This window comes from Xanthomonas sp. DAR33341 (assembly GCF_003992815.1).
GTDB lineage: Bacteria > Pseudomonadota > Gammaproteobacteria > Xanthomonadales > Xanthomonadaceae > Xanthomonas > Xanthomonas cissicola.
This window is the reverse complement of sequence record NZ_QEYV01000023.1, coordinates 253,835-280,508: the sequence shown is the minus strand read 5'-3', so window position 1 is coordinate 280,508 and position 26,674 is coordinate 253,835. Positions and strand designations below refer to the sequence as shown.

Annotated in this window: 18 protein-coding genes and 1 pseudogene; 6 read left to right on the top strand and 13 right to left on the bottom strand. The window is 64.6% G+C overall.

Features of this window, described 5'->3' with window-relative positions; all coding sequences use genetic code 11:
* Together EO156_RS24360 and EO156_RS09855 are read right to left on the bottom strand one after the other, a co-directional pair.
* Positions 1-1,644, bottom strand: a pseudogene (locus tag EO156_RS24360) (NBR1-Ig-like domain-containing protein); the annotation flags it as partial.
* Positions 1,645-1,664: 20 nt separating this feature from the next.
* Positions 1,665-4,478: an RHS repeat domain-containing protein gene (locus EO156_RS09855; protein ID WP_070996144.1), complete on the bottom strand. Its 2,814-nt coding sequence runs from the start codon at positions 4,476-4,478 to the stop codon at positions 1,665-1,667.
* A gap of 1,020 nt (positions 4,479-5,498) precedes the next feature.
* Here EO156_RS09855 and mutS point away from each other — a divergent pair.
* The 3 genes from mutS (at position 5,499) to katG (ending at position 11,705) form a co-directional block, all read left to right on the top strand.
* Complete coding sequence (gene mutS / locus EO156_RS09850; RefSeq protein WP_016850226.1) at positions 5,499-8,120, top strand: DNA mismatch repair protein MutS; 2,622 nt, start codon at positions 5,499-5,501, stop codon at positions 8,118-8,120.
* A 274-nt stretch (positions 8,121-8,394) separates the two neighbouring features.
* Positions 8,395-9,009, top strand: a complete 615-nt coding sequence (locus tag EO156_RS09845) for a DUF937 domain-containing protein (protein ID WP_016850227.1) — start codon at positions 8,395-8,397, stop codon at positions 9,007-9,009.
* Between the two features lie 449 nt (positions 9,010-9,458).
* Positions 9,459-11,705, top strand: a complete 2,247-nt coding sequence (katG, locus tag EO156_RS09840; protein ID WP_016850228.1) for a catalase/peroxidase HPI — start codon at positions 9,459-9,461, stop codon at positions 11,703-11,705.
* Positions 11,706-11,828: 123 nt separating this feature from the next.
* Here katG and EO156_RS09835 read toward each other — a convergent pair whose 3' ends face one another.
* The 3 genes from EO156_RS09835 to EO156_RS09825 all read right to left on the bottom strand — a co-directional run bounded on the left by EO156_RS09835 (position 11,829) and on the right by EO156_RS09825 (position 13,867).
* Positions 11,829-12,236 (bottom strand): RNA-binding S4 domain-containing protein, encoded by a 408-nt coding sequence (locus EO156_RS09835; RefSeq protein WP_003484207.1) that lies wholly within the window; start codon positions 12,234-12,236, stop codon positions 11,829-11,831.
* Positions 12,237-12,456: 220 nt separating this feature from the next.
* Entirely contained in the window at positions 12,457-13,113 is a 657-nt protein-coding gene (locus EO156_RS09830; RefSeq protein WP_016850229.1) for a glutathione S-transferase family protein, read from the bottom strand.
* A 58-nt stretch (positions 13,114-13,171) separates the two neighbouring features.
* Positions 13,172-13,867 carry a YafY family protein gene (locus EO156_RS09825; protein ID WP_029829732.1) on the bottom strand — a complete coding sequence of 232 codons (696 nt, stop codon included), beginning with the start codon at positions 13,865-13,867 and terminating at the stop codon, positions 13,172-13,174.
* A gap of 381 nt (positions 13,868-14,248) precedes the next feature.
* On the opposite strand from EO156_RS09825, the gene EO156_RS09820 reads away from it, so the two are divergent.
* Positions 14,249-15,733, top strand: coding sequence for an MATE family efflux transporter (locus tag EO156_RS09820; protein ID WP_015472385.1), 1,485 nt, complete (start codon positions 14,249-14,251; stop codon positions 15,731-15,733).
* Between the two features lie 270 nt (positions 15,734-16,003).
* Here EO156_RS09820 and rplS read toward each other — a convergent pair whose 3' ends face one another.
* From rplS to ffh, 7 genes are all read right to left on the bottom strand, one after another.
* Positions 16,004-16,411, bottom strand: coding sequence for a 50S ribosomal protein L19 (rplS, locus tag EO156_RS09815; protein ID WP_003484215.1), 408 nt, complete (start codon positions 16,409-16,411; stop codon positions 16,004-16,006).
* A gap of 144 nt (positions 16,412-16,555) precedes the next feature.
* Complete coding sequence (gene trmD, locus EO156_RS09810) at positions 16,556-17,314, bottom strand: tRNA (guanosine(37)-N1)-methyltransferase TrmD (RefSeq protein ID WP_016849707.1); 759 nt, start codon at positions 17,312-17,314, stop codon at positions 16,556-16,558.
* Positions 17,315-17,377: 63 nt separating this feature from the next.
* Positions 17,378-17,890, bottom strand: a complete 513-nt coding sequence (gene rimM / locus EO156_RS09805; protein WP_003484220.1) for a ribosome maturation factor RimM — start codon at positions 17,888-17,890, stop codon at positions 17,378-17,380.
* 43 nt (positions 17,891-17,933) lie between these two features.
* Positions 17,934-18,191 (bottom strand): 30S ribosomal protein S16, encoded by a 258-nt coding sequence (gene rpsP, locus EO156_RS09800; protein WP_003484223.1) that lies wholly within the window; start codon positions 18,189-18,191, stop codon positions 17,934-17,936.
* 97 nt (positions 18,192-18,288) lie between these two features.
* Positions 18,289-19,086 (bottom strand): aminotransferase class IV family protein, encoded by a 798-nt coding sequence (locus tag EO156_RS09795; protein ID WP_016849706.1) that lies wholly within the window; start codon positions 19,084-19,086, stop codon positions 18,289-18,291.
* Entirely contained in the window at positions 19,077-20,147 is a 1,071-nt protein-coding gene (locus tag EO156_RS09790) for a nitronate monooxygenase (protein ID WP_016849705.1), read from the bottom strand. The genes EO156_RS09795 and EO156_RS09790 overlap by 10 nt, the downstream gene beginning before the upstream one ends.
* Positions 20,148-20,891: 744 nt before the next feature.
* Positions 20,892-22,268 carry a signal recognition particle protein gene (ffh, locus tag EO156_RS09785; RefSeq protein WP_016849704.1) on the bottom strand — a complete coding sequence of 459 codons (1,377 nt, stop codon included), beginning with the start codon at positions 22,266-22,268 and terminating at the stop codon, positions 20,892-20,894.
* Between the two features lie 262 nt (positions 22,269-22,530).
* Here ffh and ccsA point away from each other — a divergent pair, with 262 nt between their 5' ends.
* Positions 22,531-23,322, top strand: a complete 792-nt coding sequence (gene ccsA / locus EO156_RS09775) for a cytochrome c biogenesis protein CcsA (RefSeq protein WP_003484236.1) — start codon at positions 22,531-22,533, stop codon at positions 23,320-23,322.
* A 157-nt stretch (positions 23,323-23,479) separates the two neighbouring features.
* Here ccsA and EO156_RS09770 read toward each other — a convergent pair whose 3' ends face one another.
* Positions 23,480-24,529 (bottom strand): aldose epimerase family protein, encoded by a 1,050-nt coding sequence (locus tag EO156_RS09770; protein ID WP_016849703.1) that lies wholly within the window; start codon positions 24,527-24,529, stop codon positions 23,480-23,482.
* 234 nt (positions 24,530-24,763) lie between these two features.
* Here EO156_RS09770 and EO156_RS09765 point away from each other — a divergent pair, with 234 nt between their 5' ends.
* A complete protein-coding gene (locus EO156_RS09765) occupies positions 24,764-26,347 on the top strand; it encodes an alpha-L-arabinofuranosidase C-terminal domain-containing protein (protein WP_016849701.1) in 1,584 nt (527 codons plus the stop codon).
* Positions 26,348-26,674: the final 327 nt, after the last annotated feature.

The following is a 26,674-nucleotide window of genomic DNA, read 5'->3' as shown; positions in this document are numbered from 1 at the left end:
GTCATAGGCCATGACGGTCGACCCGCTCTCGGGCTCAATCACTTTGCACAGCTGCTGGTTCGCATCGTAGACGTAGCTACGGGCCGCCAGGCCAACGCCATGCTCCACCGGTGGCGGCGCCACCACCTGCACGACCTGGTTGCTGGATTCATTCCCGAAATCACCGGCACCATCGCGCATTCGCCAACGCAGGTTGTAGCCGCCCGCACCAAGGGGAGCGCGGAGGCTGAAGTTGAAGTCCACACTGCCGCCAGGCGGAACATCGGATGGCAGGCCCACTTCGCCTGGCGACCATCCTCGCGTATCGCCAACCAACACAGCCCGATAGCCCTGCCCCTGGCGCCAGGTGACATTTCCCGTGTTCGTGAACCGCACTGACCCGGTGACAGAACGTCCGGTTGGGAGCTGCGCAGGCATGTTCTGAGATACGAAAGCAGCATTACGCTGCATGGCAGGAATCGAGAGTGCACCCGACCCATCAATGAGGGAGTTGTCCCGACCGACCGGAGAAATGCCATGGATATAGAACGGCTTGCCGCCTTGGCTTCGAATTAGATCTTCGGTAACTGGAATTGAGAAGCGGTAGTTGCTTCCTGACGATGAGCAAGCGCTGGCAACGCCCGGTTCGCTTGCAAGGTTTGCACTGGCGATGGCCGCAATCGTGCCGCTGCCAGCGGGCCCGCCCGCATACATATGGACGTCAATCGATCGGCGTAGTCCTGCAGAACACGCCCAACCGACAATCGCCTTGTTGTCCTGGATACCCTCGATCCGCCCTTTGATCACCGATGCAGGCACGGCCACTGCGCCCGAGCCAGAAATGGTGTCGTTCGATGCGCCTACAGGAGACAGACCATGGATATAGATGGACTTACCGCCGTTCTGGATGATGAAGTTCTCATCGAGGGGGAACGAGAATCGGTAGTTGCTGCCCGAAGCACTACAAGCGCTAGCGATACCGGCATCACTTGGCAATGTGGCTGCAGTGGCCCCCGCGAAGGTGCCAGAACCAGCGGAACCGCCCAAATACATATGCACGTCAATGGAACGGTTTAGATTTGTCGAACACGCCCAGCCTGAAATAGCCGCATATCCGACCCCATCGATTGCCCCCTTCACTACTGAGGGGAGAACGTTCACGTAAGTCGGAGAACCCACTCCACCGAACCAGGCAACCCCATCCCTCACCATCCGCCATTGGAACAGGGTGGATCCCGCCGTGAGAGGCGCACGGACCGTGAAGTTAAAAGTAGTGCTTGATGGATAGGCCACACTTGAGGCCAGTTCAACACGTGAGGTTCCCCACGTCGTGTTATCTGTCGGCCCTAGACTACCCAACCGATATCCTTCTTGCGGCGTCCACGTCTTCCATCCGGTGTTCTGAAAAGTGATGCTCGCCGTATACGACTGGCCAACCACCATTGTCGTTGGAACTGACCCGCCGATGTATTTTGAGTCGTTCTCCTTGAGCTCCACCGGTGAAGGGCACTCATTGGCCGATCCTGCGGTCGAGCCATCAGGACATTTCCGTGCAGCTTCGGACGGCCCAGCCAAGACGCTGAGCATTAGCAGAGCGGCAATGGTCCAGCGCACCTTTAGCCTACCGCTCTGTCGTCTAAAAACATTTATTTCCGACGCTCTCATCGAAGATTCCTTTCGACCGATCATTGCGCGCCTCGCTCTATCCTGATTGCCTTACCAAAGACGTCCCGAGCAATCGATGTTCGTGCAGATTCGGGAAGCTGCACCCACACAGGCGCGTCGTAGACCGGTTGATCGAACACCTGGTAACCCGTACGCGTCTGAGCACCTCGCGGGTTGGTGACCAGGGTTTGTGCGCCAGGCAGATACTGCGTGATCGTGGTCAGCAATCCCTGCTCGCTGTCCTGGGATATCGCTGTGGGCCTGCCCACCACGTCGAATTCGGTCCAGATCCCAGTGCTCGCCGCTTCGGTGCTGCTCGGGTAAGACGCAAAGACGGCCCTTCCCTCATGGTCGTAGGCGAAGCGCTTGGTCCGCAGCGTTCCCGCCAAGTTTGCCGCGTCGTATTCCCGCGTCAAGAGCGGCTGCCACAGTGCATCAAAGTAAGTGATCTTCTGGGCGTTACCAGTGGTCACGGTCTGGCGCCAATGGCCGGCACCGATGCCATATTCGTCGCTACCCACCCGCTCGAACGTCTGTGCGCTCGAGTTCCACGCTGTGCTGTCGCCCGATGGGTAGTTCGTAGCATTCAGCCGGCCCATCGCGTCGTAACCATACGTGGTCGCAAATCCATTCTCGTCGGTGGTCTGGCGGATCCACCCGTTGTCATCCACCGAGGCGGACTTGGCCGTGCCATCGGGATTTGCAACCGTCTGGGGGATGCCACGCTTCCAACCGGACAGGGTCGTTGCATTTCCCAGGCCATCCTTGACCTGGGCCAGGGTCCCATCGGGATTGTAGGTATAAGTCGCAACCACCTTTCCGTTGCGCCGCTCCGTCTGAGGCAATGCATTGGCACCATAGTCAATCTGAGAGATCGCGATGCCTGTGTTGACGTTGCGAGCCATGGCGGTCTGTCCCAACACCCACGCCCCGCGTTCGTCGTGATACGCGGTTTCGTCGGTGCGGCTGTGCCAAGGACTGAACCGCTCAGTGCGCGTTGGCCTCGCGAACTCATCGAAGCACGGCTGCCCATTGCAGTCCGCGATGCGCCAAACGAATTGGTCGCCGTTGTCGATCGTGATCACCTGGCGCACAGGCCGCTGCCTGGCAGCCACGGTGTTGTCCCCGTAGTTGCCGGCTGGATACATGGTCCTCGCCGCGTAAGGTGCTGCATCGAACGCTGCGTAGTCGCTCATTTTTGTGCGCTTGGCCGTCGTCCCGTTCCATCCGAAGTCCTGCTGCAAAAGCAGACCCTCGTTGGACCAGTAGCGATTGCCAAACCGGTAGCGCGTGACCTGCCCAGCGGGATCTTTGACCGTGATGTCCCGCGTGATGGGGGAACCGGCATTGCATTCGACGTATTTGGCAGGGTCGCTGGGATTTGGGTAGGGGCTTGGCTGCCAGCAGTTATTGGGCGTGCCGTAGTCATACGTCCACGTGAGTCCCTGTGCGGGCAACCCGGGGCCAGAGATCCGACGACTGGTGACGGCCATGACGTAGAACTGGTAGGGGATGTCCGAGTAGGCCTCCTGGATCCGGCACACCCTGGGCACCCACGACCGTCCCATGAGCATCGAGTTGACCGTGTAATCGCTGCGAGCGCCCGTGGGCGCCGTGATGCTTCCGACCACGTTGGTGCGTGACCACGGGCGGATGTTGTCGCAGCCTGGTGGCTGGCCGTAAGTCACACGTGCACGGGACAAAGCGAGCAAATCGAAGGTCCAGCTGCTGCCGTCAGGCAACGTCACCGTGTCCAGGGTGTCGCTGTAGCCGTAAGACCATGTCCGCCCGCCAGTGGTCACTGACGTGATGGTGTTGCCGTCTCCCCCGGCATACGACAAGTCGATTCGACGGCCGTCACTGGCAACGATGCTTAGCAGCTGCCAAGGGGCGCCAGGATTCCAGTTGTACGTCACCGTGTTGCCGAAGCGATCGGTCACTCGCGTGGGATAGATCAAGACCTCTTTGCGAACCAAAATGTAGTTGTTGGCCACCATGGGAACAATGTTCCCGATACCTGCTGTCGTCATGCTCGCCCCGCCAGCAGATGCCGTGCCCACCGAATTGGCTTGGGGAACAGGCGACGACTTGCTCAAGGCTGGATACGTGCGCGAAACCATGTGGTTGAACGCATACACGCTGCCCTGCGTGTCGACCAGTTCGAACCCTTCGCCACGAGCACCCGACTCGCTGGCGCCATCGAGCGACGCCAGGCAGCGGACGGCAGAACCATCCTTCAAGACGATGGGATAGGTTCTGCCATCGTTCGGCCGCAGCGCCTGAGCGGATGTCTGCAAAAGCTCTTGGTCCCCGCTCTCTGGCCGATAAAGAAAGCTTCCCCTCCAAAACTCCGAAGGGTCAAAGTAGCCACCTTGATTTTCAAAGGCAGGGGGAACCTCATAACGGCTACAGCGGCTGTAAGCCGTCTCCCTAGTCCCGTTGACCACCCAGCCATCGGGCGCGATGTTCCCACCCGGAAAGCCGAAGACACCATGCATGTAGGGAATATCCAAATCCCAAAGCTTGAAGTGGCCCTTCGTCGGGCTGCCCACCGTGAACCGACGACCTACACGGACTTGGAGCGCATTGTTGCCTTTCAGATCCACATCGGTCTGGACGATCTCCATCGATCCCGTATAGAGGTTGATGCTGTCCCCGAAGAGCTTGTCGCCGGGGCTCTTCACCACTGCGCCCGATTGGATCAACTTGCCATAGTCGTCGTAGACATCCTCGGCCGCACCCAGTGCAGGCGACAGTCCGACCAAAGCGGCCAGCGCCAATCCAAACACGCGTCTCTGACGCGAGGTCCCGCCCGATTCCATAGCATCTTCCAAGTTGACGACTGACCAAGGCCAGCACGAAGCTCATCGGTGTCCATGGGCAAGCCAATGCTGCGCACAGCAAGCAGCAGCGCTCGCCCACGCAGGCAATGGCCAGCCCTAGGTAGAAGGTTTCGAGAGCGCGCGAAGCGCGACCAGCAGTCATTCCCCAATGCTCTCGCGCTGACGAAGGTTGCTCAGAGCCATGGGCTTGTCAACGCGCTGTCACGCACGAAAGTGCGCTCTCAGACGACCACGGCAATGCCAAGATACTGACGGCGAAAGCGTTCGGGTTCGCATAACCGAGAACTAGAGAGCTTGGCCTACATTGCAATCAGATAATTCTGACGAAGCCATTAGTGCTTTTCAGACAAGCGGAGCTGGCAGTCTCCCGCTGAGGCCGTACGCGATGAGCGCCGGATGCGCGGCAATCCGAACGACCAATCGCCCTAAGCTGCCTGCGGAGGTGCATCACTGTGACCGCCCTCAGCTTGTTCGCTTGGCATTCTAAACTTGCTGATGGGTAAATCGTCAGCGGTTCTCGCATTAGCGCAAGCCGCTGCAGCGCTGCGACACGAGCCTGCGCCAGGCTGATCATGGTGACCCTGCCCCGGTTCGAAGCGACGCACACGTTGCCGGAGGCGCCGCACCGGTTCGTAGGTTGTAGTCCGCTTTTCCATGTAGAAGCAAACCTCAGCGAGGACTTCCGCTCGTCGTCCAGAAGCCCGCCGGTCTTTCGTTCTCCGCCCGGAGGCTTGGACATGGCAGCCGATCGTCCACCGAGACGCATGTCCGACCCTCCCCTGGACCGGACAGCCAAGGATTTTTCGGCATGTGGGCTTAAACTTGGAGCCCCCGCTGACACGGGCGGGTCATGGTCCCTCACCACCTGCTGCGTGACCTCAGCCACCCGCCCGTTTGGCCGCGACACGGATTTCGTCCCGCTGAGTGGGTCGTCGCAATCGCCGTGCAACAAGGCATGGCGAATCGTCGAAATCGGCCCTGATTGACTGCCACATCCCGGAAGAACATTTCTTGCAAAGCACTGATCCCAAAGAAAAAACCAAGAACGCCGGTGGGGCTGTAGAGCACACCCCCCTCATGAAGCAATTCTTCGCAGCCAAATCGGACTACCCCGATCTGCTGCTGTTCTTCCGCATGGGCGATTTCTACGAGCTGTTCTACGACGACGCGCGCAAGGCTGCGCGGCTGCTCGACATCACCCTGACCCAGCGCGGCAGCTCCGGCGGTGCGCCGATTCCCATGGCCGGGGTGCCGGTGCATGCGTATGAAGGCTATCTGGCGCGCTTGGTGGCACTGGGCGAGTCGGTGGCGATCTGCGAGCAGATCGGCGACCCGGCGCTGGCCAAGGGACTGGTCGAGCGCAAGGTCGTGCGCATCGTCACGCCCGGCACGGTCACCGACGAGGCGCTGCTGGACGAACGTCGCGACACCTTGTTGATGGCGATCTCGCGCAGCAAGCAAGGTTACGGCCTGGCCTGGGCCGATCTGGCCGGCGGCCGCTTTTTGGTCAATGAAGTGGACAGCGCCGATGCGCTGGAAGCGGAAATCGCGCGTCTGGAACCGGCCGAACTGTTGGTGCCCGACGAAGACAACTGGCCCGAATTCCTGCGCGGGCGCATCGGCGTGCGGCGCCGGCCGCCGTGGTTGTTCGATGCCGACAGCGGGCGCCGCCAGTTGCTGGCGTTCTTCAAACTGCACGATCTGTCCGGCTTCGGCATCGACGACAAACCTTGCGCCACGGCGGCCGCCGGCGCATTGCTCGGGTATGTCGAGGAGACCCAGAAACAGCGCTTGCCGCACCTGACCTCGATCGCGATGGAAGTGGCCAGCGAGGCCATCTCGATGAACGCGGCCACGCGCCGGCATCTGGAGTTGGACACCCGCGTCGATGGCGATACCCGCAACACCTTGCTCGGCGTACTGGACAGCACCGTCACGCCGATGGGTGGGCGTCTGCTCCGGCGCTGGCTGCACCGTCCGCTGCGCCTGCGCGATGTGCTGGTGCAGCGCCACCATGCGGTCGGCACCTTGATCGATGCCGGCGCCGATGCCGATCTGCGCGAAGCCTTCCGTGCGCTCGGCGATCTGGAACGCATCCTCACCCGCGTGGCCTTGCGCTCGGCGCGGCCGCGCGATTTTTCCACCTTGCGCGATGGCCTGGCGCTGCTGCCGAAGGTGCGCGCAATCCTGGCACCGTTGGATTCGCCGCGCCTGCAGGCGCTGCATGCCGAACTTGGCGAGCACGATGCCACCGCGCATCTGTTGATCAGCGCAGTGGCCGAGACGCCGCCGCTCAAGCTCAGCGACGGCGGCGTCATCGCCACCGGCTACGACGCCGATCTGGATGAGCTGCGTCGGTTGTCCACCAATGCCGATCAATTCTTGATCGACCTGGAACAACGCGAGCGCGCCAGCAGCGGCATCGCCACGCTCAAGGTCGGCTACAACCGCGTGCACGGCTACTACATCGAGATCAGCAAGGGCCAGGCGGAGAAAGCCCCGTTGCACTACAGCCGCCGGCAGACGTTGACCAACGCCGAGCGCTACATCACCGAAGAACTCAAGAGTTTCGAAGACAAGGTGCTGTCCGCGCGCGAGCGTTCGCTGTCGCGCGAAAAACTGTTGTACGAAGGCCTGCTCGATGCGCTTGGCACCGAGCTGGAAGGTCTCAAGCGCTGCGCAGGTGCACTCAGCGAACTGGATGTCCTGGCCGGCTTTGCCGAGCGCGCGCAGGCACTGGATTGGTCGCAGCCGGAACTGGACAGCGCCCCCTGCCTGCGCATCGAACGCGGCCGTCACCCGGTGGTGGAGGCGGTACGCGAGCAACCGTTCGAGCCCAACGATCTGGACCTGCACAGCGATCGCCGCATGCTGGTGATCACCGGCCCGAACATGGGCGGTAAATCGACCTACATGCGGCAGAACGCCCTGATCGTGCTGTTGGCGCATATCGGCAGCTACGTGCCGGCCAGCCGTGCGGTGATCGGGCCGATCGACCGCATCCTCACCCGCATCGGCGCCGGCGACGACCTGGCGCGCGGGCAGTCCACCTTCATGGTGGAAATGGCCGAAACCAGCTACATCCTGCATCACGCCACCCCGCAATCGCTGGTGCTGATGGACGAGATCGGCCGCGGCACCTCCACCTACGATGGCCTGGCACTGGCCGATGCAGTCGCGCGCCATCTGGCGCAGACCAATCGCTGCTACACGCTGTTTGCCACGCATTATTTCGAGCTCACCGCACTGGCCGACGCATCGCATGCCGGTGGCGCCAGCGGTATCGCCAACGTGCATCTGGACGCGGTCGAACACGGCGAGCGTCTGGTGTTCATGCACGCAGTGAAAGATGGCCCGGCCAATCGCAGTTTCGGCCTGCAGGTGGCCGCACTTGCCGGGCTGCCCAAGGCGGCGGTAACGCAGGCGCGCCGGCGCCTGGCGGAACTGGAACAACGCGGCGGCGAAAGCCACAGCGCGCAGATGGCGCCCACCGCACTGGATGCGCCGCAACAATTCGGACTGTTCACCGCACCCTCCTCCGCTGCGCAGGAAGCCTTGCAGGCGCTCGACCCGGATGAGCTCACGCCCAAGCAGGCGCTGGAGGCGCTGTATCGGTTGAAGGCGTTGCTTTGAGGGCTGGGAATCGGGAATCGGGAATCGGGAATCGTAAGAGCGTAGCTGCGTGAGCTGCGCTTTCGGACGCATTGCCTTGCAGGACTCGGGGATCGATTTGATCCTGCTTTGCGGGTTTTGTTCGCTCAGGTTGGAAGTCGTGATCGCATGATTGCGTGGTTGCCCAGTCCTGCATCGTGTCGCGTCAGGCTTGGCGTGTGCAGGTCGCTGGATTGATCTGTCGGCGCGACGGGCGCACCCTGCCGCAAGGCTTCGCCAGACAGGAAACCTTCCGATGACCAAATCCGCTTCGTTGACCGATCAACTTGCTGCGCAATTGCAGGGCCCGCAGCTGCAGCAGCTCGCCGGCCGCCTGGGCATCGCGCCAGAGCAGGCGCGGTCGGCAGTGCAGGCCGCGCTGCCGCTGCTGATGGGCGCGCTGGGCCGCAATAGCCAGCAGGCCGGTGGCGCCGATGCGTTGCTGGTCGCATTGCAACGCGACCATGCTGCCAGCCCGGACCTCGGCAGCTTGCTCGGCTCGCTGTTGGGTGGCTCGGCCACCGGTGCGCAGGGCAACGGTGCCGGCATCGTCGGCCATCTGTTCGGCGACAAGGCGCCGCAGGCCGCTGCCGGCCTGGGCCAGGCCACCGGGCTGGAGACCAGCAAGGCCAGTCAGTTGCTGCAACTGCTTGCCCCGATCGTGATGGCGTATCTGGCCAAGCGCTTTTTGAGCGGCGAAGCCGCATCCAGCAGCCAGCTCGGGCCTGCGCTGGCCCAGGAGCATCAGCAGGTGCGCAGCCATCCCGCCGCCGGCGGGTTACTGACCAGCGTGCTGGACCAGGACGGCGACGGGCAGCTGGGCCTGGGCGATGTCATGAAGCTGGGCGGCAGCCTGTTCGGCAAACGCTGAGACGCTGAGTCTCCGACGCATCGTCACCTGCATCCGTTGCGTGCATCCGTTGCGGGAACGCCTTGATTGCCTGCAACTGCGCCGCGATCACCATCCGGCACGCTGGTCGGCACTCGCGTGCTATCCATAGCAGCACACTATCGATATGGTTGAATAATTCGAATTCACCAAATGATCGATGCTCTTTATCGTGTGCGAACGCCTCCACGATAAGTCCGCCTGATGCGCTTGCTTGCGCCGCTCACCAAACTGCCCGTCGATGCATTCCGGGCTACCCAGGCAGGCGCTAGCATCGGCAACCGAGGCGACCATGCGCAGCCCGCATCGCACGCAACTCCCCCATTCCTGATGACCCAGCCTTAAGCACCGCCCGCGATTTCGATTCCACCAGCACGTGCCGGCACCTTCGGCACGCAGCTCCCCAAGTGCTCCTGCACACAGGTATTGCCATGACCACCGAAGCAAAGTGCCCGTTCAACCACGCCGTCGTCGGCACCGGAACCACCAATCGCGATTGGTGGCCCAAGCAACTGCGCGTGGATCTGCTCAGCCAGCATTCGAGCAAATCCAACCCGCTGGCCCCGTCGTTCAACTATGCCGACGCGTTCAAGCGCCTGGACCTGCAGGCGCTCAAGCAGGACCTGCATGCGTTGATGACCGATTCGCAGGACTGGTGGCCGGCCGACTTCGGCCATTACGGCCCGCTGTTCGTGCGCATGGCCTGGCATAGCGCCGGCACGTATCGCATTGGCGACGGACGTGGCGGCGGCGGACGTGGGCAGCAGCGCTTCGCCCCGCTCAACAGCTGGCCGGACAACGTCAGCCTGGACAAGGCGCGCCGCCTGCTGTGGCCGATCAAGCAAAAGTACGGCCAGGCCATTTCCTGGGCCGATCTGATGATTCTCACCGGCAACGTCGCGCTGGAATCGATGGGCTTGAAGACCTTCGGTTTTGCCGGCGGCCGCGAAGATACCTGGGAGCCGGATCAGGATCTGTACTGGGGCCGCGAAACCAAGTGGCTGGGTGGTGACGAGCGCTATTCGCGCGGTTCGCCCGGCGTGGACGAAGCGCACGGGGTGCTGGTGAAGGACGACGACAGCCAGGTGCCGCATACCCGCGACCTGGAAAACCCGTTGGCCGCCGTGCAGATGGGCCTGATCTACGTCAATCCGGAAGGCCCGGACGGCAACCCCGACCCGATCGCCTCCGCGCGCGACATCCGCGACACCTTCGCGCGCATGGCCATGAACGACGAAGAGACCGTGGCGCTGATCGCTGGCGGCCACACCTTCGGCAAGACCCACGGCGCCGGCCCGGCCGACAACGTGGGCGCCGAACCCGAAGCCGGCGAGCTGGAAAGCCAGGGCTTCGGCTGGCATAACCGCTACGGTAGCGGCAAGGGCGCCGACACCATCACCAGCGGCCTGGAAGTCACCTGGACCACCACGCCTGCGCAATGGAGCAACGATTACTTCGACCATCTGTTCGGTTTCGAGTGGGAGCTGAGCAAAAGCCCGGCCGGCGCGCATCAGTGGGTGGCCAAGAACGCCGACGCCATCATTCCCGACGCGCACGACGCCTCCAGGAAGCATCGCCCGACGATGCTGACTACCGATCTGGCGCTGCGCTTCGACCCCGCGTACGAAGCCATCTCGCGGCGCTTCCAGCAGCATCCCGAACAATTCGCCGATGCCTTCGCTCGCGCCTGGTTCAAGCTCACCCACCGCGACATGGGCCCACGCGCACGCTACCTCGGCGCTGATGTGCCTGCCGAAGAGTTGGTGTGGCAGGACCCGGTGCCGGCGGTCGATCACGCACTGGTCGATGCGCAGGACGCCGCCGCGCTCAAGCAGACCATCCTGGCCTCGGGCCTGAGCGTGGCGCACCTGGTGTCCACTGCATGGGCGTCGGCCTCCACGTTCCGCGGCTCGGACAAGCGTGGCGGCGCCAACGGTGCGCGTATCCGCCTGGCCCCGCAGAAGGAGTGGCAGGCCAATCAGCCCGAGCAACTGGCCAAGGTGCTCGCAACGCTGGAACGCATCCAGGCCGACTTCAACGCTGCGCAATCGGGTGGCAAGAAGATCTCGCTGGCCGACCTGATCGTGCTGGCCGGTAACGCCGCAGTGGAACACGCAGCGCAAGCCGCTGGCCACCAGGTGACCGTGCCGTTCGCACCCGGCCGCACCGATGCGTCGCAGCAACAGACCGATGTGGAATCCTTCGCCGTGCTCGAACCGGTGGCCGATGGCTTCCGCAACTTCGCCAAGCGCCGCTACGCAGTGCCGGCCGAAGCGCTGTTGATCGACAAGGCCCAGCTGCTCACCCTCACCGCGCCGGAGTTGACCGTGCTGGTCGGCGGCCTGCGCGTGCTGGGCGCCAATGTCGGCGACTCGAAGCATGGTGTGTTCACCAGCCGTCCCGGTGTGTTGAGCAACGACTTCTTCGCCAACCTGCTCGACATGCGCACCGAGTGGAAGGCCACCTCGGAGGCGAAGGAGGTGTTCGAAGGCCGAGACCGCAGCACCGGCGAACTTCGCTGGACCGGCACGCGCGTGGACCTGGTGTTCGGCTCCAACTCCATCCTGCGTGCGGTGGCCGAGGTCTACGCCAGCGCCGATGCGCAGGAGAAGTTCGTGCACGACTTCGTCGCCGCCTGGACCAAGGTGATGCAGCTGGATCGCTTCGATCTGGCCTAGGCGTCCTCACTCGCACCCACCTGCCAACATGCAGGTGCGTGTGCCTGGTAACGCAAACGCCCCGAATCACCGGGGCGTTTGCGTTTGCGGGTCTATTGCATGACAGCCTGTTGCGACAGTGCGCTACAACGCGTCGATATCGCCCAATGCCGTGATCAGACGTCGCGCACGCTTGTCCGGTTTACCCTCGGGCGCCCGGTAGCCGGTGCGCTCGGCAGCGCGCTGCTGGCGCCATTGCGCGCGGGCCTCGCGCGAGCTGTCGCTTTCGATGTACAGCGCCTGCGCGACCGGCGCCGGGCCGCGCACATCGCTGAGCGCGGCAACGGTGATCTCGAAGATTTCGCCGCCGCGGTCGATACGCAGTTGTTCGCCGCTGCGCAACGCGCGCGACGGTTTGGGACGCTGCCCGGCCACGTCTACCTTACCGGTGTCCACTGCGTTCTTGGCCAGGCTGCGCGTCTTGAAAAAGCGCGCTGCCCACAGCCAGACATCCAGCCTGACCGTTATCGCCTGTTCCAGCTCTAGATTCATTCGTTTCGCGGTCTCGTGTCGTGCGTTGGCTCGCGCATTGCGCTGTGCATGCGCGCGCTGCGATCTTGCGCAAACGCCGGCTCGGTTGCCGGCGTCTTCGGCGACGATGGCGTGCGCCACACCCGATGTTTGGGCCACGGCTGCGAAACTCAAGCGGGCAGGACCAGGTGCGGCTTGGTCCGCACCGCAGGGCAGTACCGCCGGTGGACCGCCGTCTCCGCTAGCTGTTCGTTATGTCCACGGTGCGCGGCATATCCGGGTTCGGATGCGCCGCGATCAACGCATCATCGGTGGCGTTGGCACGCAGTGCCGCAGGTCGGGCGGCATGCCGTAGCGCGAAGGCGGTAAACGCAGGACGCGGCTCCAGCATGCCGGTACGCGTGTAGAAACCCACCACCGCCGCCATGTATAGGTCGGCCGCGCTGAAGCGGTCGCCGGCCAGGTGTTCGCGGCCCGCGACCGCCTGTTCCAGGGTCTGCAGAAGGTCCGCTTCGTGGCCGTAGCCGGCGCTGCGTGCCGGTGCCAGCACGCCGCTTTCCTTCGCGGTCAGCAGCGCCTCCACTGGGCCGGCCAGGAAAAACAACCAGCGGTAATAATCGGCGCGCGCCGGCGATCCCGGCGGCGGCGCCAGGTGCCGCTCCGGCACCAGGTCGGCCAGGTAGGCACAGATCGCCGCGTTCTCGGTGACGACCGTGTCGCCATGGCGCAGCGCAGGCACCTTGCCCATCGGGTTGATCGCCAGATAGTCCGACGCCTTCATCGTGGTGCCGTACTCGAGGATGACCGCCCTGTACGGCAGGCCGGTTTCCTCCAGCATCCAGCGGGCGACACGGCCGCGTGACAGCGGGTGGGTGTAGAGCACGATCTCGGTGGACATGGGCAGACTTCCCTGGTGGACAGCCTGCAGTCTGGTCCTGCCCTGCTGACAGGTGCTGTCAGCAGTCGGCTCCGTAGCCGGTCGCCGCGCGCCAGCGCTTGATCAGTAGATGCCGGCGCGAGGGATAGCGTTCGCCGTCGTCGGCCAGGGCCAGCACCCGGTCGGCACGGAAGTGGCGGAAGTCGCCGCGCAGTTCGCACCACGTGGCGATCATGCCGTAGCCGCCGAGAAAGGCCATCGCGAACGGCCAGACCCGCCGTTGCGAGGCAGCGCCTTCGGCATCGGCGTAGTCCATCCGCAGCACGTGTTCGAGCCGGATGCCGCGACGCAGGATCGGCAGCCACGGTGCGGGCGGTTGCGCAACATCGGCCGCGGGCACCAGCAGCCCGCTGGTCTCGATCGATGCGCGCAGGGTGCCGGGCAGCGTGGCGGTGATGCGCGCCACCGCGCGCTGCGCCGCCTGCGCAAGTTCCGGATCGGCCTGGCGCCCCACCCAGCGCGCGCCCAGGGTCAAGGCCTCCAGTTCGTCCTCGGTGAAATTCAATGCCGGCAGCAGGAAGCCTGGACGCAACACGTAACCGACGCCGGGATCGCCGAGGATATCGGCGCCCTGCGCGCGCAAGGTGGCGATATCGCGGTACAGCGTACGCAGGCTGACGCCCAGCGCAGCGGCGAGCTGGGCACCGGCCACGGGCCGACGTCGTCCGCGCAGGGCGTCGAGCAGATGCAGTAAACGGGTCGCACGGATCACCATCGCGACAGCATAGTGGGCTTTGCGTCCTTGCTGCTTTGGGCCGCACAGCGATCCGGCATCCGGGTCATAGACGAATGGGCGCATCCATAGGAATCCAACCGCGATGCAGCGCTCGGCCGGCGCATCAGCAGGCCAGCTGTCGAACACGTCCGACCATGGCTGCGGCCCAGCCGATACACGCTTCCCCATCCTCGCCAGGCCCACCTGCCGCGTTGCGATGCATGCACAAACCCTAGGCAGCTTCGCATGCCGCTGCCAGACAAGGCGCGCAGCGCGCTCCACGATCGGCGCGCCCCACGCCACATAGCCGCAAGTGCGCTGCATCCGGGCTCACCCGGGCAATGCTAGTGTGCGCACCTTCCGCGCGACGATACGACTGCGATGCCCAAATCCGCTGTCCTGACCGAAGGCCCGATCGGCAAGAACCTGCTGTTGTTCGCACTGCCGATCATGGCTGGCAACATCGCCCAGTCGCTCAACGGATCGATCAACGCGATCTGGATCGGCCGCTATCTCGGCGAAGAAGCGCTGACCGCGGCGGCCAATGCCAACAGCATCATGTTCTTCCTGATCGGCTCGGTGTTCGGCATCGGCATGGCCTCGACCATCCTGATCGGCCAGGCGATGGGCGCGCGCGATATCGCCCAGGCGCGCAAGGTGATGGGCACCAGCGCGAGCTTCTTCGGCGGGCTGTCGGCCGTGATCGCCGTGCTCGGCTGGTACCTGGCACCGCATTTGCTGATCGCCATGGGCACGCCCGCCGCCTCGCAAGCGCTGGCCGAAGACTATCTGCGGGTGATCTTCCTGGCGATGCCCACGCTGTACCTGTTCGCCTTCCTGTCGGCTGCATTGCGTGGCACCGGCGATGCGCGCACGCCGTTCCGTTTTCTGTTGCTGTCGGTGCTGCTGGACATCGTGTTCAACCCGCTGCTGTTGTTCGGTATCGGCCCGTTTCCGGCGTTGGGCATTGCCGGTGCGGCCTGGGCCACGTTGATCGCGCAGGTCGTCGCACTGGCCGGATTGCTGGTGTATTTGCGTAAAAAACGCCATGTCTTGTGGCTGGGCCGGAGCGACCTGCGGCTGTTTCGCATCGACCCAGCCATCCTGCGCGCGTTGATCGTCAAAGGCGTGCCGATGGGCCTGCAGATGGTGATGATCTCGCTGTCGATGATCGCCATGTTGTCGCTGGTCAATGGCTTCGGCACCGAAACCGCTGCTGCGTTCGGCGCAGGATTGCAGCTATGGAACTATGTACAGATGCCGGCCATGGCGGTGGGCGCCGCTTGTTCGTCGATGGCCGCGCAGAATGTGGGCGCCGGTCTGTGGTCGCGCGTGGATGCGGTCGCGCGTACCGGCATCGCCGCCAATTTCCTGATGACGGGCCTGCTGATCGTGCTGCTGATCGTGTTCGATCGCTGGACCCTGGCCCTGTTTCTGCCCGAAGGCAGCGCCACGCTGGAGGTTGCGCGACACCTCAACCACATCGCGATCTGGTCGTTCCTGCTGTTCGGTGTCAGCTTCGTGGTTTCGGGTGTGGTCCGCGCCACCGGTGCGGTGATTCCGCCGTTGTTGATCCTGGCCTTTTCGTTGTGGGGCGTGCGCGTGCCGTTGGCCAACGTGCTGCTGCCGCATCTGGGCGCCGATGCGGTGTGGTGGAGCTTTCCGATCAGTTCGGCCTGTTCGATGCTGCTGTCGCTGGCGTATTACCGCTGGGGCGGCTGGCGCAAGGCGCGCATGCTGACAACACCCACGCATCCGGCGGAACTTGCGGCTGCAGCGGAAGTGCCGGCGCATCCGGCCTCGCCGGTCGCCGACCCAGCCCCGCTCACCGACGCGCCAGGCGGGCCTCGGGCACCGCAGCGTTAGTCGCGTTTTCGAGTCGCGTTTGCGGCACGCGTACCGCCGGGTCCGCAGCCATTCCAGGCGCGTTCGCTTGGAACCGTCATGGGACCATGGGTACTAACCCTCCGCACGCCGCCCACTCCCGATCGAGAGCGCGTGGTTACTGCAGGCATTCCCGCAAGGTGCGGCGTGCCTCATGCGTGGATGCCGCAACCGAACGTGCATTCCCACAAACGCAAACAGCCGCCCGAAGGCGGCTGTCTGGCAGTGGCGGGACCGGCCCGCCGATACGGCTTACTCCGCCTTGGCAGCAGCCTGGCGAGCGGCCTTGGCCTGCGCAGCGGCGGCCAGATCTTCCTTGATGCGGGCAGCCTTGCCTTCCAGACCACGCAGGTAGTACAGCTTACCGGCGCGCACCTTACCGCGACGCTTCACTTCGACCGAGTCGATGATGGCGCTGTGGGTCTGGAACACGCGCTCGACACCGAAGCCGTGCGAGATCTTGCGCACGGTGAAGGAGGAGTTCAGGCCGGCATTCTTGGTACCGATCACCACGCCCTCATAGGCCTGCACGCGCTCGCGGTTGCCTTCCTTCACCTTGACGTTCACCACAACGGTGTCGCCCTGGTTGAATTCCGGCAGCTTGCGCTGGATCTGGGCGGCTTCGAAGTCAGCCAGGATGGTCTTGTTGAGTTTGCTCATGGTGGGCACCGCGTGTCTGGTGATATTGGACCGGCAGTCGCCGCACGGCGATTGCTCGAGGTTCGTAGGAGGGCCAGACGCAAGGCTGGCCAGCAAGCCGCATATTGTACCCCAATCCATCTTGCAAGAGCTAGGGGTGAGCCTTTATTTCTCGTCGCCCGGGGCGAGTTCGCGGCGAAACTCGTCCAGCAGACGGCGATCGTTCTTCTCCAGCCCCGCCTCGTCGAGCAGGTCCGGGCGGCGCAACCAGGTCCGGCCCAGCGACTGCTTCCGGCGCCAGCGCGCAATTGCCGCATGGTTGCCTGATCGCAGCACATCCGGCACATCGCCCCATGCATGGGTCGCCGGATGGCTGTAATGCGGGCAATCGAGCAGGCCTTGCGGGCCTTCAAAACTGTCCTGGGCGGCAGATTCGGCGTCGTTCAATACGCCGTCCTGCAACCGCGCCACCACGTCCACGACAACCGCTGCACCCAATTCACCGCCGGACAATACGTAGTCGCCGATGGAAATTTCCATATCGACCGCCTGCGCCAGAAAGCGCTCGTCCACGCCCTCATAGCGGCCACACACCAACACCATGCGCGGCAACTGCGCCAACTCGCGTGCGAGCACCTGCGTGAGCGGCCGCCCCTGCGGGCTGAGATAGATCACCGGCGCTGACCGCGCGTCTGCGGCCTGCACGGCATCCAGGCAGGCCCGCAGCGGCTCGATCAGCATCACCATGCCGGGCCCGCCACCGAACGGACGGTCGTCCACGCGGCGATAGTTGCCCTGCGCATGCTCGCGCGGGTTCCAGCCCTGCAATTCCAGCAAGCCGCGCTCCTGCGCCCGCCCGACCACGCCGAACGCCGCGCATTGCGCGATGAACTCGGGGAACAGGCTGATGACGTCGATGCGCACGGGAGAATCGGGAGTCGAGTTAGGGAATGGGAGAGCAAGAGCAGCACCGAGGCACCGCTTTGATCAGAAATCCGGATCCCAGTCCACCACGATCAGGTTGGCTTCGAAGTCGACCGACTTGACGAAATCCGGGAACACAAACGGAATCATCCGTTCGCGATCGCCACGCACCACCACCACGTCGTTGGAGCCGGTGGAGAACAGGTGCGACACCGTGCCCAGCTTAACGCCTTCGACGGTTTCCACCTGCAATTCTTCCAGATCCACCCAGTAATATTCGTCGGGCTTGGGCGGCGGCAACGCACTGCGCGCGACGTAGATTTCGGTCCCGTGCATGGCTTCGACCGTGTCGCGGTCGGTGACGCCGGGGAACACCGCAATCAGATTCTTGCCCTGATCGCGCCCACGCACGCCGCTGACCACCGACTCCTGTCCGGACGGCGCGCGCACGATCCACGGCTGATAGCGGAAGATGGCGGTCCGTGGCTCGGTCCAGGATTCGAGCTTCAGCTCACCCTTGACACCAAAAGCGCCGACAATCCTGCCTAACAGGATGCGGCGCTCGTTCTGCTTCATCTGCGTCGACTCTGGGCCAGGTAGCGATACCCGGCCCTCAAGATCAGGCCGCAGCGGCCTGGGACTTGGCTTCGCGATACAGGTTACGCACCTTGTCGGTCAGCTGCGCACCGTTGCCGACCCAATGGTCGACGCGTGCGACGTCCAGCACGATGCGCGGTTCTGCGCCCTGGGCAACCGGGTTGTAGTAACCCAGGCGCTCGATGTTGCGGCCGTCGCGCGCGCTGCGTACGTCGGTCACGATGATGTGGTAGAACGGACGCTTCTTGGCGCCGCCGCGGGTCAGTCGGATCTTGACCATGGTGTTGTTTTCCTGAGTTGCCCAGTCGCCAGAGTGGCGCGGTAAGCCGGCGATTATAGCGCCCCCCGGCGGCGAAGCCAAGTCACCCCTGAGCCGCTCAGATCGCTTGCCAGGCCTGCGTTTGCAGCGCCTGCTCCAGAATCGCCAGCTGGGCGGCGGCGTCCGGCCACTGCACAGACCCGACTGCCGCCAACGCTTGTTGCCCGCGCGCATTGCAGCTGAAGCCGCCATCGAATGCCTGGAGTTCGCCCAGCGTGACCGGGCGCGCCTCCTGCTCGATGCCAAGCGCTTGCAGCCCGGCCTGCAGCAGACGCTGCCGGGTGCCGGGCAAGGCCGGCCCCTGCGGCCACACGACCCTGCCCTGCTGCCACAGGCCCAGATTCCAGAACGCACCCTCCACGAGCCGGCCTTGCGGATCGATCAGCAGCGCATCGTCGAACCCGGCAAGCATTGCCTGACGGCGCAGCTGCAGCAGCGCGAAGGTGCCGACGTGCTTGCACAGCGGCTGTTCGCGCACGTAATCGGCCGGCTGCACGCGCACAGCGGTCGCTGGCATCTGCGCGGCGGGCGAGAGCGAGATCAGCACATCCAGTGCGACAGCGCGCGATGGATCGCGCATGTCGAAATCCTGCGAAAACACCGTGATGCGCACGCTCGCATCGGTGCTGCCGGCAGCCGACAACGCAACGCGCAACTGCGCGCGAATGGCGTCGGAATCGGCAGCAGCACCAAACAGCGCTGCGCTGTCGTGCTGCAGACGTTGCAGATGCAGGTCCAGACCAAGTACAGCGTTATCGCGCACCTGCAGCGTGGTGAAGTGACCGTAATTGTTCAACGCCGCAGCACCGAGCTGCTGCGCGGTAGCGGCGATGCCATTACAGAAGATCAACGGCACAACAACGCCTGCGCCTGTTCCCACCATTGCGTCACGGCCTGCGCAGCCGGTTGTGCGGGCGCCATCCAGGCGGATTGGCCGGCCCAGGCCTGCATCGCATCCAGACGGTTGTCGCGCGCAGCGGCCTGGCGCATCGGTGCGGTGAGCCCGCGCTGCACCGGGTATGGGGCGGGTGGCGGTGCGTCTGCAGCGTTTGCTGCACCGACATATGGTGTGGTCAGCGCGCGCCCCAACCGGCCCGAGAACGCACGGGTTGGCTGGGTGTGCTCCGGCTCTGCCTGAGATAACGCGTCGGCCCAGGCGCTCGGCAATGCAGCTTCGGGCGTGCGTAGCAAGCCGGTGCCGATCTGCACGGCGCTTGCGCCCAACGTCAGCGCTGCCGCAATGCCGCGCGCATCGGCGATGCCGCCGGCCGCGATCACCGGGATATCGAGACGATCGACCAGACGCGGCAACAACGCCAATAGCCCGGTCATCTGCTGCGCGGCGCGACCGGCCTCGAACGCACCGCGATGGCCACCGGCTTCGGCCCCTTGCGCAATCACTGCATCGGCGCCTGCTGACTGCGCCGCAAGCGCTTCGTCCAATGTGGTGGCGCAGGCGAACCAGGCGATCCCGGCATTCGTGAGACGTGCCACCTGATCGGGCCGGAAGATGCCCATGATCGATGAGGCGACTGCTGGCCGCGCGGCGAGCAAGGCATCCAATTGCGCGTCGAAATCGGCAGGTGTCGCATCGCCCGCTGTCTCCGGCACCGGTGGCCCCCACTGCGCAAGAAACGCGCGCAGGCGCGCTTCGGCGGCCGCATCGCGCGCAGGTGCCGGGTCGGGAATCCACAGATTGATCTGCGCAGGCCCTGCGCTGGCCTCACGGAATGCTGCCATCCACGCCACGATGTCGTGCGGCTGCGATAACACGGCCCCCATCGCGCCCATGCCACCGGCGTTGGCAACCGCCGCCGACAACGGCACCGGGCAGGCGCCGGCCATGGGACTGAGCAGGATCGGCAAGCGCAGCCCAAAGCGCTGCTGGAAGGCATCGACGTTGGAAAATCTGGTCATCAATCACTTCGCACACCATGAGATGGCGCATGGTAACCGCGATGGGCAGACGCTGATGCCGGCACGGACACGCGCACCTGCCGCGCCGGTCTGGCGGCTGCGCAGCAGATGGTCGCTGCGCTTGATGCGCCGGCATCGGCATGCGTTGCCGGCACCACTCTTGGACCCAGACATTCTCCAACGCGGAGCACGCCGGCGCTGCGACGCTGTAGATAAGCGCCTCAGAAGCGCTAAATCGATAAACGCCGAAGCCGGTTGGGTGCGACGTGCCGGTGGCCCGAATAGCCGCAAGTCCAGGCACTAATCGCCATCGAAAGGGCAGATACGCTGCCTGCAACTAGCCGGCATTGCGCTCACCCACACATGGCCCAGCTCCGGCCCACGGAACAGCTTGAGCAGACGTCCCTCGCCTCGCATGCGACCGGCGCATTGACCGGGCAATGGCAACGGATGATGGAGCTGTTGCGTCGAGCTTTGCCAGACGAGCGATCGCCTGCGCGGCACCGCTGGCGTCGCCCGCGTCTTCAGCAGTGAACAGTGCAGTCCGCACGTGCGCACGTCCGCAGGCGCCACGCAAACAGGCGGCGATATCCGCGACAACCCGTACGTTGCACCGCCAGAGGACGAGACCTGACGTAACGGCCGCCCACTTTGATGTGGCCTGCCACGCAAGCACCAGGCCAGCGCAAGATGCACGCACTGGGCGCCTGCGAATGGCTTCGCAGCGCGGCGTGCGCAGGTTGCTCAGCGGAACGGCATGCCGCCGCGGCCCCCCATGGCGCCCATCATGCCCTTCATGTTGCGCATCAGGCCCTTCATGCCGCCGCCGGCCAGCTTGCCCATCATCTTTTCCATCTGCTGGTACTGCTTCATCAGCTTGTTGACGTCGGCCGGCTGCATGCCCGAGCCGCGTGCGATGCGGGCACGGCGCGAGCCGTTGAGCAGCGCCGGGTTGCGCCGCTCTTTCTTGGTCATCGAATTGATGATGGCGATCATGCGCGGCACTTCCTTGCCGGTGACCTGCTGTTTGACGTTGTCCGGGATCTGGCCCATGCCAGGCAGCTTGTCCATCAGCCCATGGATACCGCCCATGTTCTGCATCTGCTCGAGCTGTTCCTTCATGTCGTTGAGGTCGAACTTCTTGCCCTTGGCGACCTTGGCCGCAAGCTTGGCGGCCTTTTCCTGGTCGACGCTGTGCTCGACCTGCTCCACCAGCGACAGCACGTCGCCCATGTCCAGGATGCGGCTGGCGACGCGGTCGGGATGGAAAACATCCAGGCCGTCGGTCTTTTCGCCGGTACCGACGAACTTGATCGGCTTGCCGGTGATGTAGCGCACGCTCAGTGCGGCACCGCCGCGGGCGTCGCCGTCGGTCTTGGTCAGCACCACGCCGGTCAGCGGCAGCGCCTCGCCGAAGGCCTTGGCGGTGTTGGCCGCGTCCTGACCGGTCATGGCATCGACCACGAACAGGGTTTCGGTGGGGTTGACCGCGGCGTGCAGCGCCTTGATCTCGTCCATCATCGCCGCATCGATCGCCAGGCGGCCGGCGGTATCGACCAGCAGTACGTCGACGAAGGACTTGCGCGCATCGCTGATGGCGGCACGCACGATGTCGACCGGCTTCTGCGACGCATCTGCGGCGAAGAACAGCACCCCAACCTGTTCGGCCAAGGTCTTGAGCTGCTCGATCGCGGCCGGGCGGTAGACGTCGGCCGAGACCACCATGACCTTCTTCTTGCGCTTTTCTTTCAGGTGCTTGGCGAGCTTGCCGACCGTGGTGGTCTTGCCTGCACCCTGCAGGCCCGCCATCAGGACGATGGCCGGCGCCGGCACGTTGAGGTTGAGGTCGGTGGCGGCCGCGCCCATGACGGCGGTGAGCTCGTCGCGTACCACCTTGATCAGCGCCTGGCCCGGGGTCAGCGACTTGAGCACTTCCTGACCGACTGCGCGCACCTTGATGCGCTCGATCAGCGCCTGCACCACCGGCAGCGCCACGTCGGCCTCGAGCAGGGCGATGCGTACTTCGCGGGTGGCTTCGCGGATGTTCTCCTCGGTCAGGCGGCCGCGGCCGCGCAGGCGCTCCATGGTGCCGGAGAGACGTTGGGTAAGAGACTCGAACATGCGCAAAGGACCGCGGAGGGGAAACGGGTGCCGATTATAGCGGCACCGGCTGGCGGCCTGCCCCGGCGCCCGGCGCACCCCGCTTGATCAGGCGCTCCCTCGCTGCGATGTACCGCCCCCCCTGCCTGCCAGCAAAAACCCAAGCGACCCGCGGCCCAGGCTTCTCCGATTCCCGATTCCCGATTCCCGATTCCCGATTCCCGATTCCCGATTCCCGACTCGCCAATCCCCAATCCCCGCCCCACCATGCGAAACTTCCACGATGACAATCGTTCTCATCGCGTTCGCCCTGTATCTGCTGGCCACGGCGCTGCTCACCTGGGCGGTGTTGCGCGATGGCAACCAGTCGCCTGCGCGCTGGCTGGCGCCCGCATTGGCTGCAGTGGCGTTGCACGCCGGTTACCACGTGCTGGTGGCGGTGCGCACCGCGGGCGGGCCGGACATGCACTTCTTCGCGGCACTGTCGTTATGCGGGCTGGGCATGGCTGCGCTGACGGCGGTGTTCGGTGGCCGCGGGCGGATGGCGGCAGTGGGTGTGGTGGTGTTCCCGCTTTCGGCGATCCTGTTGGCCAGCTACCACGCCTACGGCCACGAGCCCAGCTCGGATCTGGGCTGGCGACTCGAATTGCACGCGTGGCTGGCCTTGCTGGCCTACGCCACGCTGGGCATCGCAGCGCTGCTGGCAATCATGCTATGGCTGCAGGAACGCGCGCTGCGGCGGCGCGATTTCCATAGCTGGCTACGCGCACTGCCACCGCTGACCGAGCTGGAAACGCTGCTGTTCCGCACGATCACGGTGGGCTTTGTGCTGTTGAGCCTGACCCTGCTGACCGGCCTGTTGTTCGTGCAGGACTTCCTGGCGCAGCGGCTATTGCAAAAGACCGTGCTCAGCATCCTGTCGTGGATCGTGTTCGGTGCGCTGCTGATCGGCCGCTGGCGCAATGGCTGGCGCGGCACCAAGGCGGTGCACTGGACGCTGACCGCGATGGCGCTGCTGGTGCTATCGTTCTTCGGCAGCAAGTTCGTCATCGAGCTGGTGCTGGGGCCGCGTTGAGCGCCTTGGGCGTACGCGTGCGCTGGGCGGGCGCGCATGGATCGATCTTGTGCAGCCTGCGACGGGCATAGACCCGCGCCAGACTGACACTGCGATCAGCTGCACTGGGTCGCGCCCGCACGACGCAGCCCAGCTAACTCCTCAGCTCTGAAATCTCTCACGCATCCAGCGCGGCACGCACGGCGTCCCAGGGCTGGCCCGGCCCCGCGTTGGCAAAGCGATAGCTGATACGGCGGCGATAGGTGTCGCCCGGCCGCAGGATGGTCGAAGGAAAGTTGGGGTGATTGGGGGCGTCCGGATAATCCTGCGGCTCCAGGCATACGCCACGGCCCAGTCCGGGATGGTGGGCGTCCAGATGTTGGCCCTCGTACACCTGCACCGCCGGGGCATCGCTGCTGATACGCAGCGCCACGCCACTGTGCGGGGAGTACAGCTCGGCAACGCAGTCCGCGTCGGCGGCCAGCACCAGACACTGGTCATAGCCCTTGCCGAGGATGATCTGGGGATGCGCCGTGTCGGTGTTGTCTGCCAGCGCGGCAGGTTGGCGGAAATCGAATGGCGTACCGGTCACCGATGCGATCTCGCCCGTGGGGATCGACTCGGCATCCACCGGCAGGTAGCGATCGGCTGGCACGCGCAGCACCTGCGCTGCGGCCCGCAACTGCGGGTCGCCGGACAGATTGAAATACGGGTGATGGGTAAGATTCAACGCAGTCGCGGCATCGCAGTGCGCTTCGAACTCCAGCTGCAGGCTCAACCCCTGAAGCTGCAGGCGCGCACGCACGTGCAGATTGCCGGGGTAGCCCTCTTCGCCATCGGGTGAGTCGTAGCCCAGCAGCACCTGGTCCGGCGCCTGCTCCAGCACGCTCCACACCCGTCGTCCGAAGCCGCGCAGCCCGCCGTGCAACTGGTTGCGCCCTTCATTGGCGACCAGCACGTGGGTGACGCCCTCCAGGGTGTAACGCGCACCGGCGATGCGGTTGCCGAAGCGGCCCACCAGAATGTTGAGGCTGTCGCCGTCGGCAGCATAGGCGGGTAGATCCGGCAGGTTCAGCACCAGCGGCACCACACCCTGTGCGGTGATCAACTGCAGCGTATGCAGGATGCCGCCGTAGGTAAGCACCTCCGCTTCCAGACCAGCCTCGCTGCGTAGCGTGAGCGCGTGGATCTCGACATCGTCTGGCAACTGCCCGAACACTCGCTGCATGGATCGTCCTGCCGATGAGGTAGCCCGCGAGCATAGCCGCATGCGGTGGCTGCCGACCATGCTGCTGCGCACATCCTGGCCGGCGAGGCGATTGCGGCGAAGCGACTGCCGCGCCCGCCTGCAACGGCCGCGCTGCAGCAATACAAAGGGCGGCCACCGGCACTACGCTAGCAGCGCGTTTCCCATCGCAGCAGCACCCACCCGACCATCGACCAGCACAGGAGCACCGACCCGATGCAGTGGATTTCCCCCGCGTTGCAGGCATCGCGCAGGCAGCTGTTGAACGCCGTTTTCGTCGCCGCCTCGATTGCCAGCGTGCCGGCCAGCTTCGCTGCCGAGGTCAAGGTCAACGGCACGTTGCGCGTGGACCAGCCCGGCGCGCAGGTGTCGCGGCAACTGTTCGGCCAATTCGCCGAGCATCTGGGTACCGGCATCTATGGTGGCGTGTGGGTGGGCGAAGAGTCGCCGATTCCCAACACGTACGGCTATCGCAACGACGTGGTCGCCGCACTGAAAGCCATTGCCGTCCCCAACATCCGCTGGCCCGGAGGTTGCTTCGCCGACGAATACCACTGGCGCGATGGCGTCGGCACGCCGGCCAAGCGCCCGATCCGGGTCAATACGCACTGGGGCGGTGTGGAAGAGTCCAACCGTTTCGGCACGCACGAGTTCATGGACTTTACCGAACTGCTCGGCACCCAGGCCTATATCGCCGGGAACGTGGGCGATGCTGCGCCGGAGGAGATCGCGCAGTGGGCCGAATACATGACCGCGCCCACACGCTCGAGCCTGGCCAACGAGCGCCGCGCCAATGGCCGCGATGCGCCCTGGCAGGTTCCCTACTTCGGTGTGGGTAACGAGTTGTGGGGCTGCGGCGGCAATATGCGCGTGGAGTACGCAGCCGATGTGTTTCGCCGCTACCAGACCTTCGTCAAGTCGCCGGCCAGCCAGAAGATCCTCAAGATCGCGCCTGGCCCAAGCGACGACGACTATCACTGGACCGAAGTGATGATGCGCGAGGCCACCAAGTTCATGGACGGGCTGAGCATGCACTACTACACCATTCCCGGTGGCTGGCCGCCGCGCGCGTCGTCGACCACGTTCGACGAAGCCGCATGGATCCAGACCTTGTCGCGCACCTTGGTGATGGACGAGCTGATCACCAAGCACAGCGCGATCATGGACAAGTACGACCCAGCCAAGAAAGTGGCTCTGGTCGTGGACGAATGGGGCACCTGGTATGCGCCATTGCCAGGCACCAACCCCGGTTTCCTGCAGCAGCAAAACAGCCTGCGCGACGCGCTGGTGGCGTCCCTCAACTTCGACATCTTCAGCCAGCATGCCGAGCGCGTGCGCATGGCCAACATCGCGCAGATGGTCAATGTGCTGCAGGCGATGATCCTCACCGATGGCGACAAGATGGTGCTGACGCCCACCTACCACGTGTTTGCGCTTTACAAGCCCTACCAGGACGCCACCCACCTGCCGCTGCAATTGCAGACACCGCAATACCGTCATGGCGACACGCAGGTGCCGGCAGTGCACGGCTCGGCGGTCAAGGCGAAGGATGGTCATGTGTATGTCGCACTGACCAATCTGGACGCGAGCGCGTCGGCGACTGTGAGCGTGCAGGTGGAAGGGTTGCCGCTGCGTGCGGTGGAGGGACAGATCCTGACGGCACCGGCGATCGCCACGTACAACACCTATGCGCAGCCACAGGCCGTTGCGCCAGTGGCATTCAAGGGCGCACGTGTCCAAGGCAAGACAGTGAACGTGGCGCTGCCGGCGCATTCGATCGTGATGCTCAAGCTGCAATGAGCGATCGGATGCAATGCACAGGGCCTACGTGCCGGACACGGCCAGCCATGTGGGCACCGGGTTGCCTCGTTCGGACGCGCCTTGCAAGGGGGCGCGATCGTTGCATTTCGCATGTGCCTGGTGATCACGTCGCCATGCCGTCGCGACCACAGGTTCAAGGCGCGTACCGGAGGCGTATCGCATTGCAGGCGATGCGCCGTTTCTAAAGGCAGATGGCGCTGTTGTTGAGGCCCGGGTTTCGGAGTTGAAAACACTGGACTGCAATCACTCGCCAAGACGTGTGCCGGCATCGGCAGTACGCGGCATCTATCGTGCACAGACCACGTC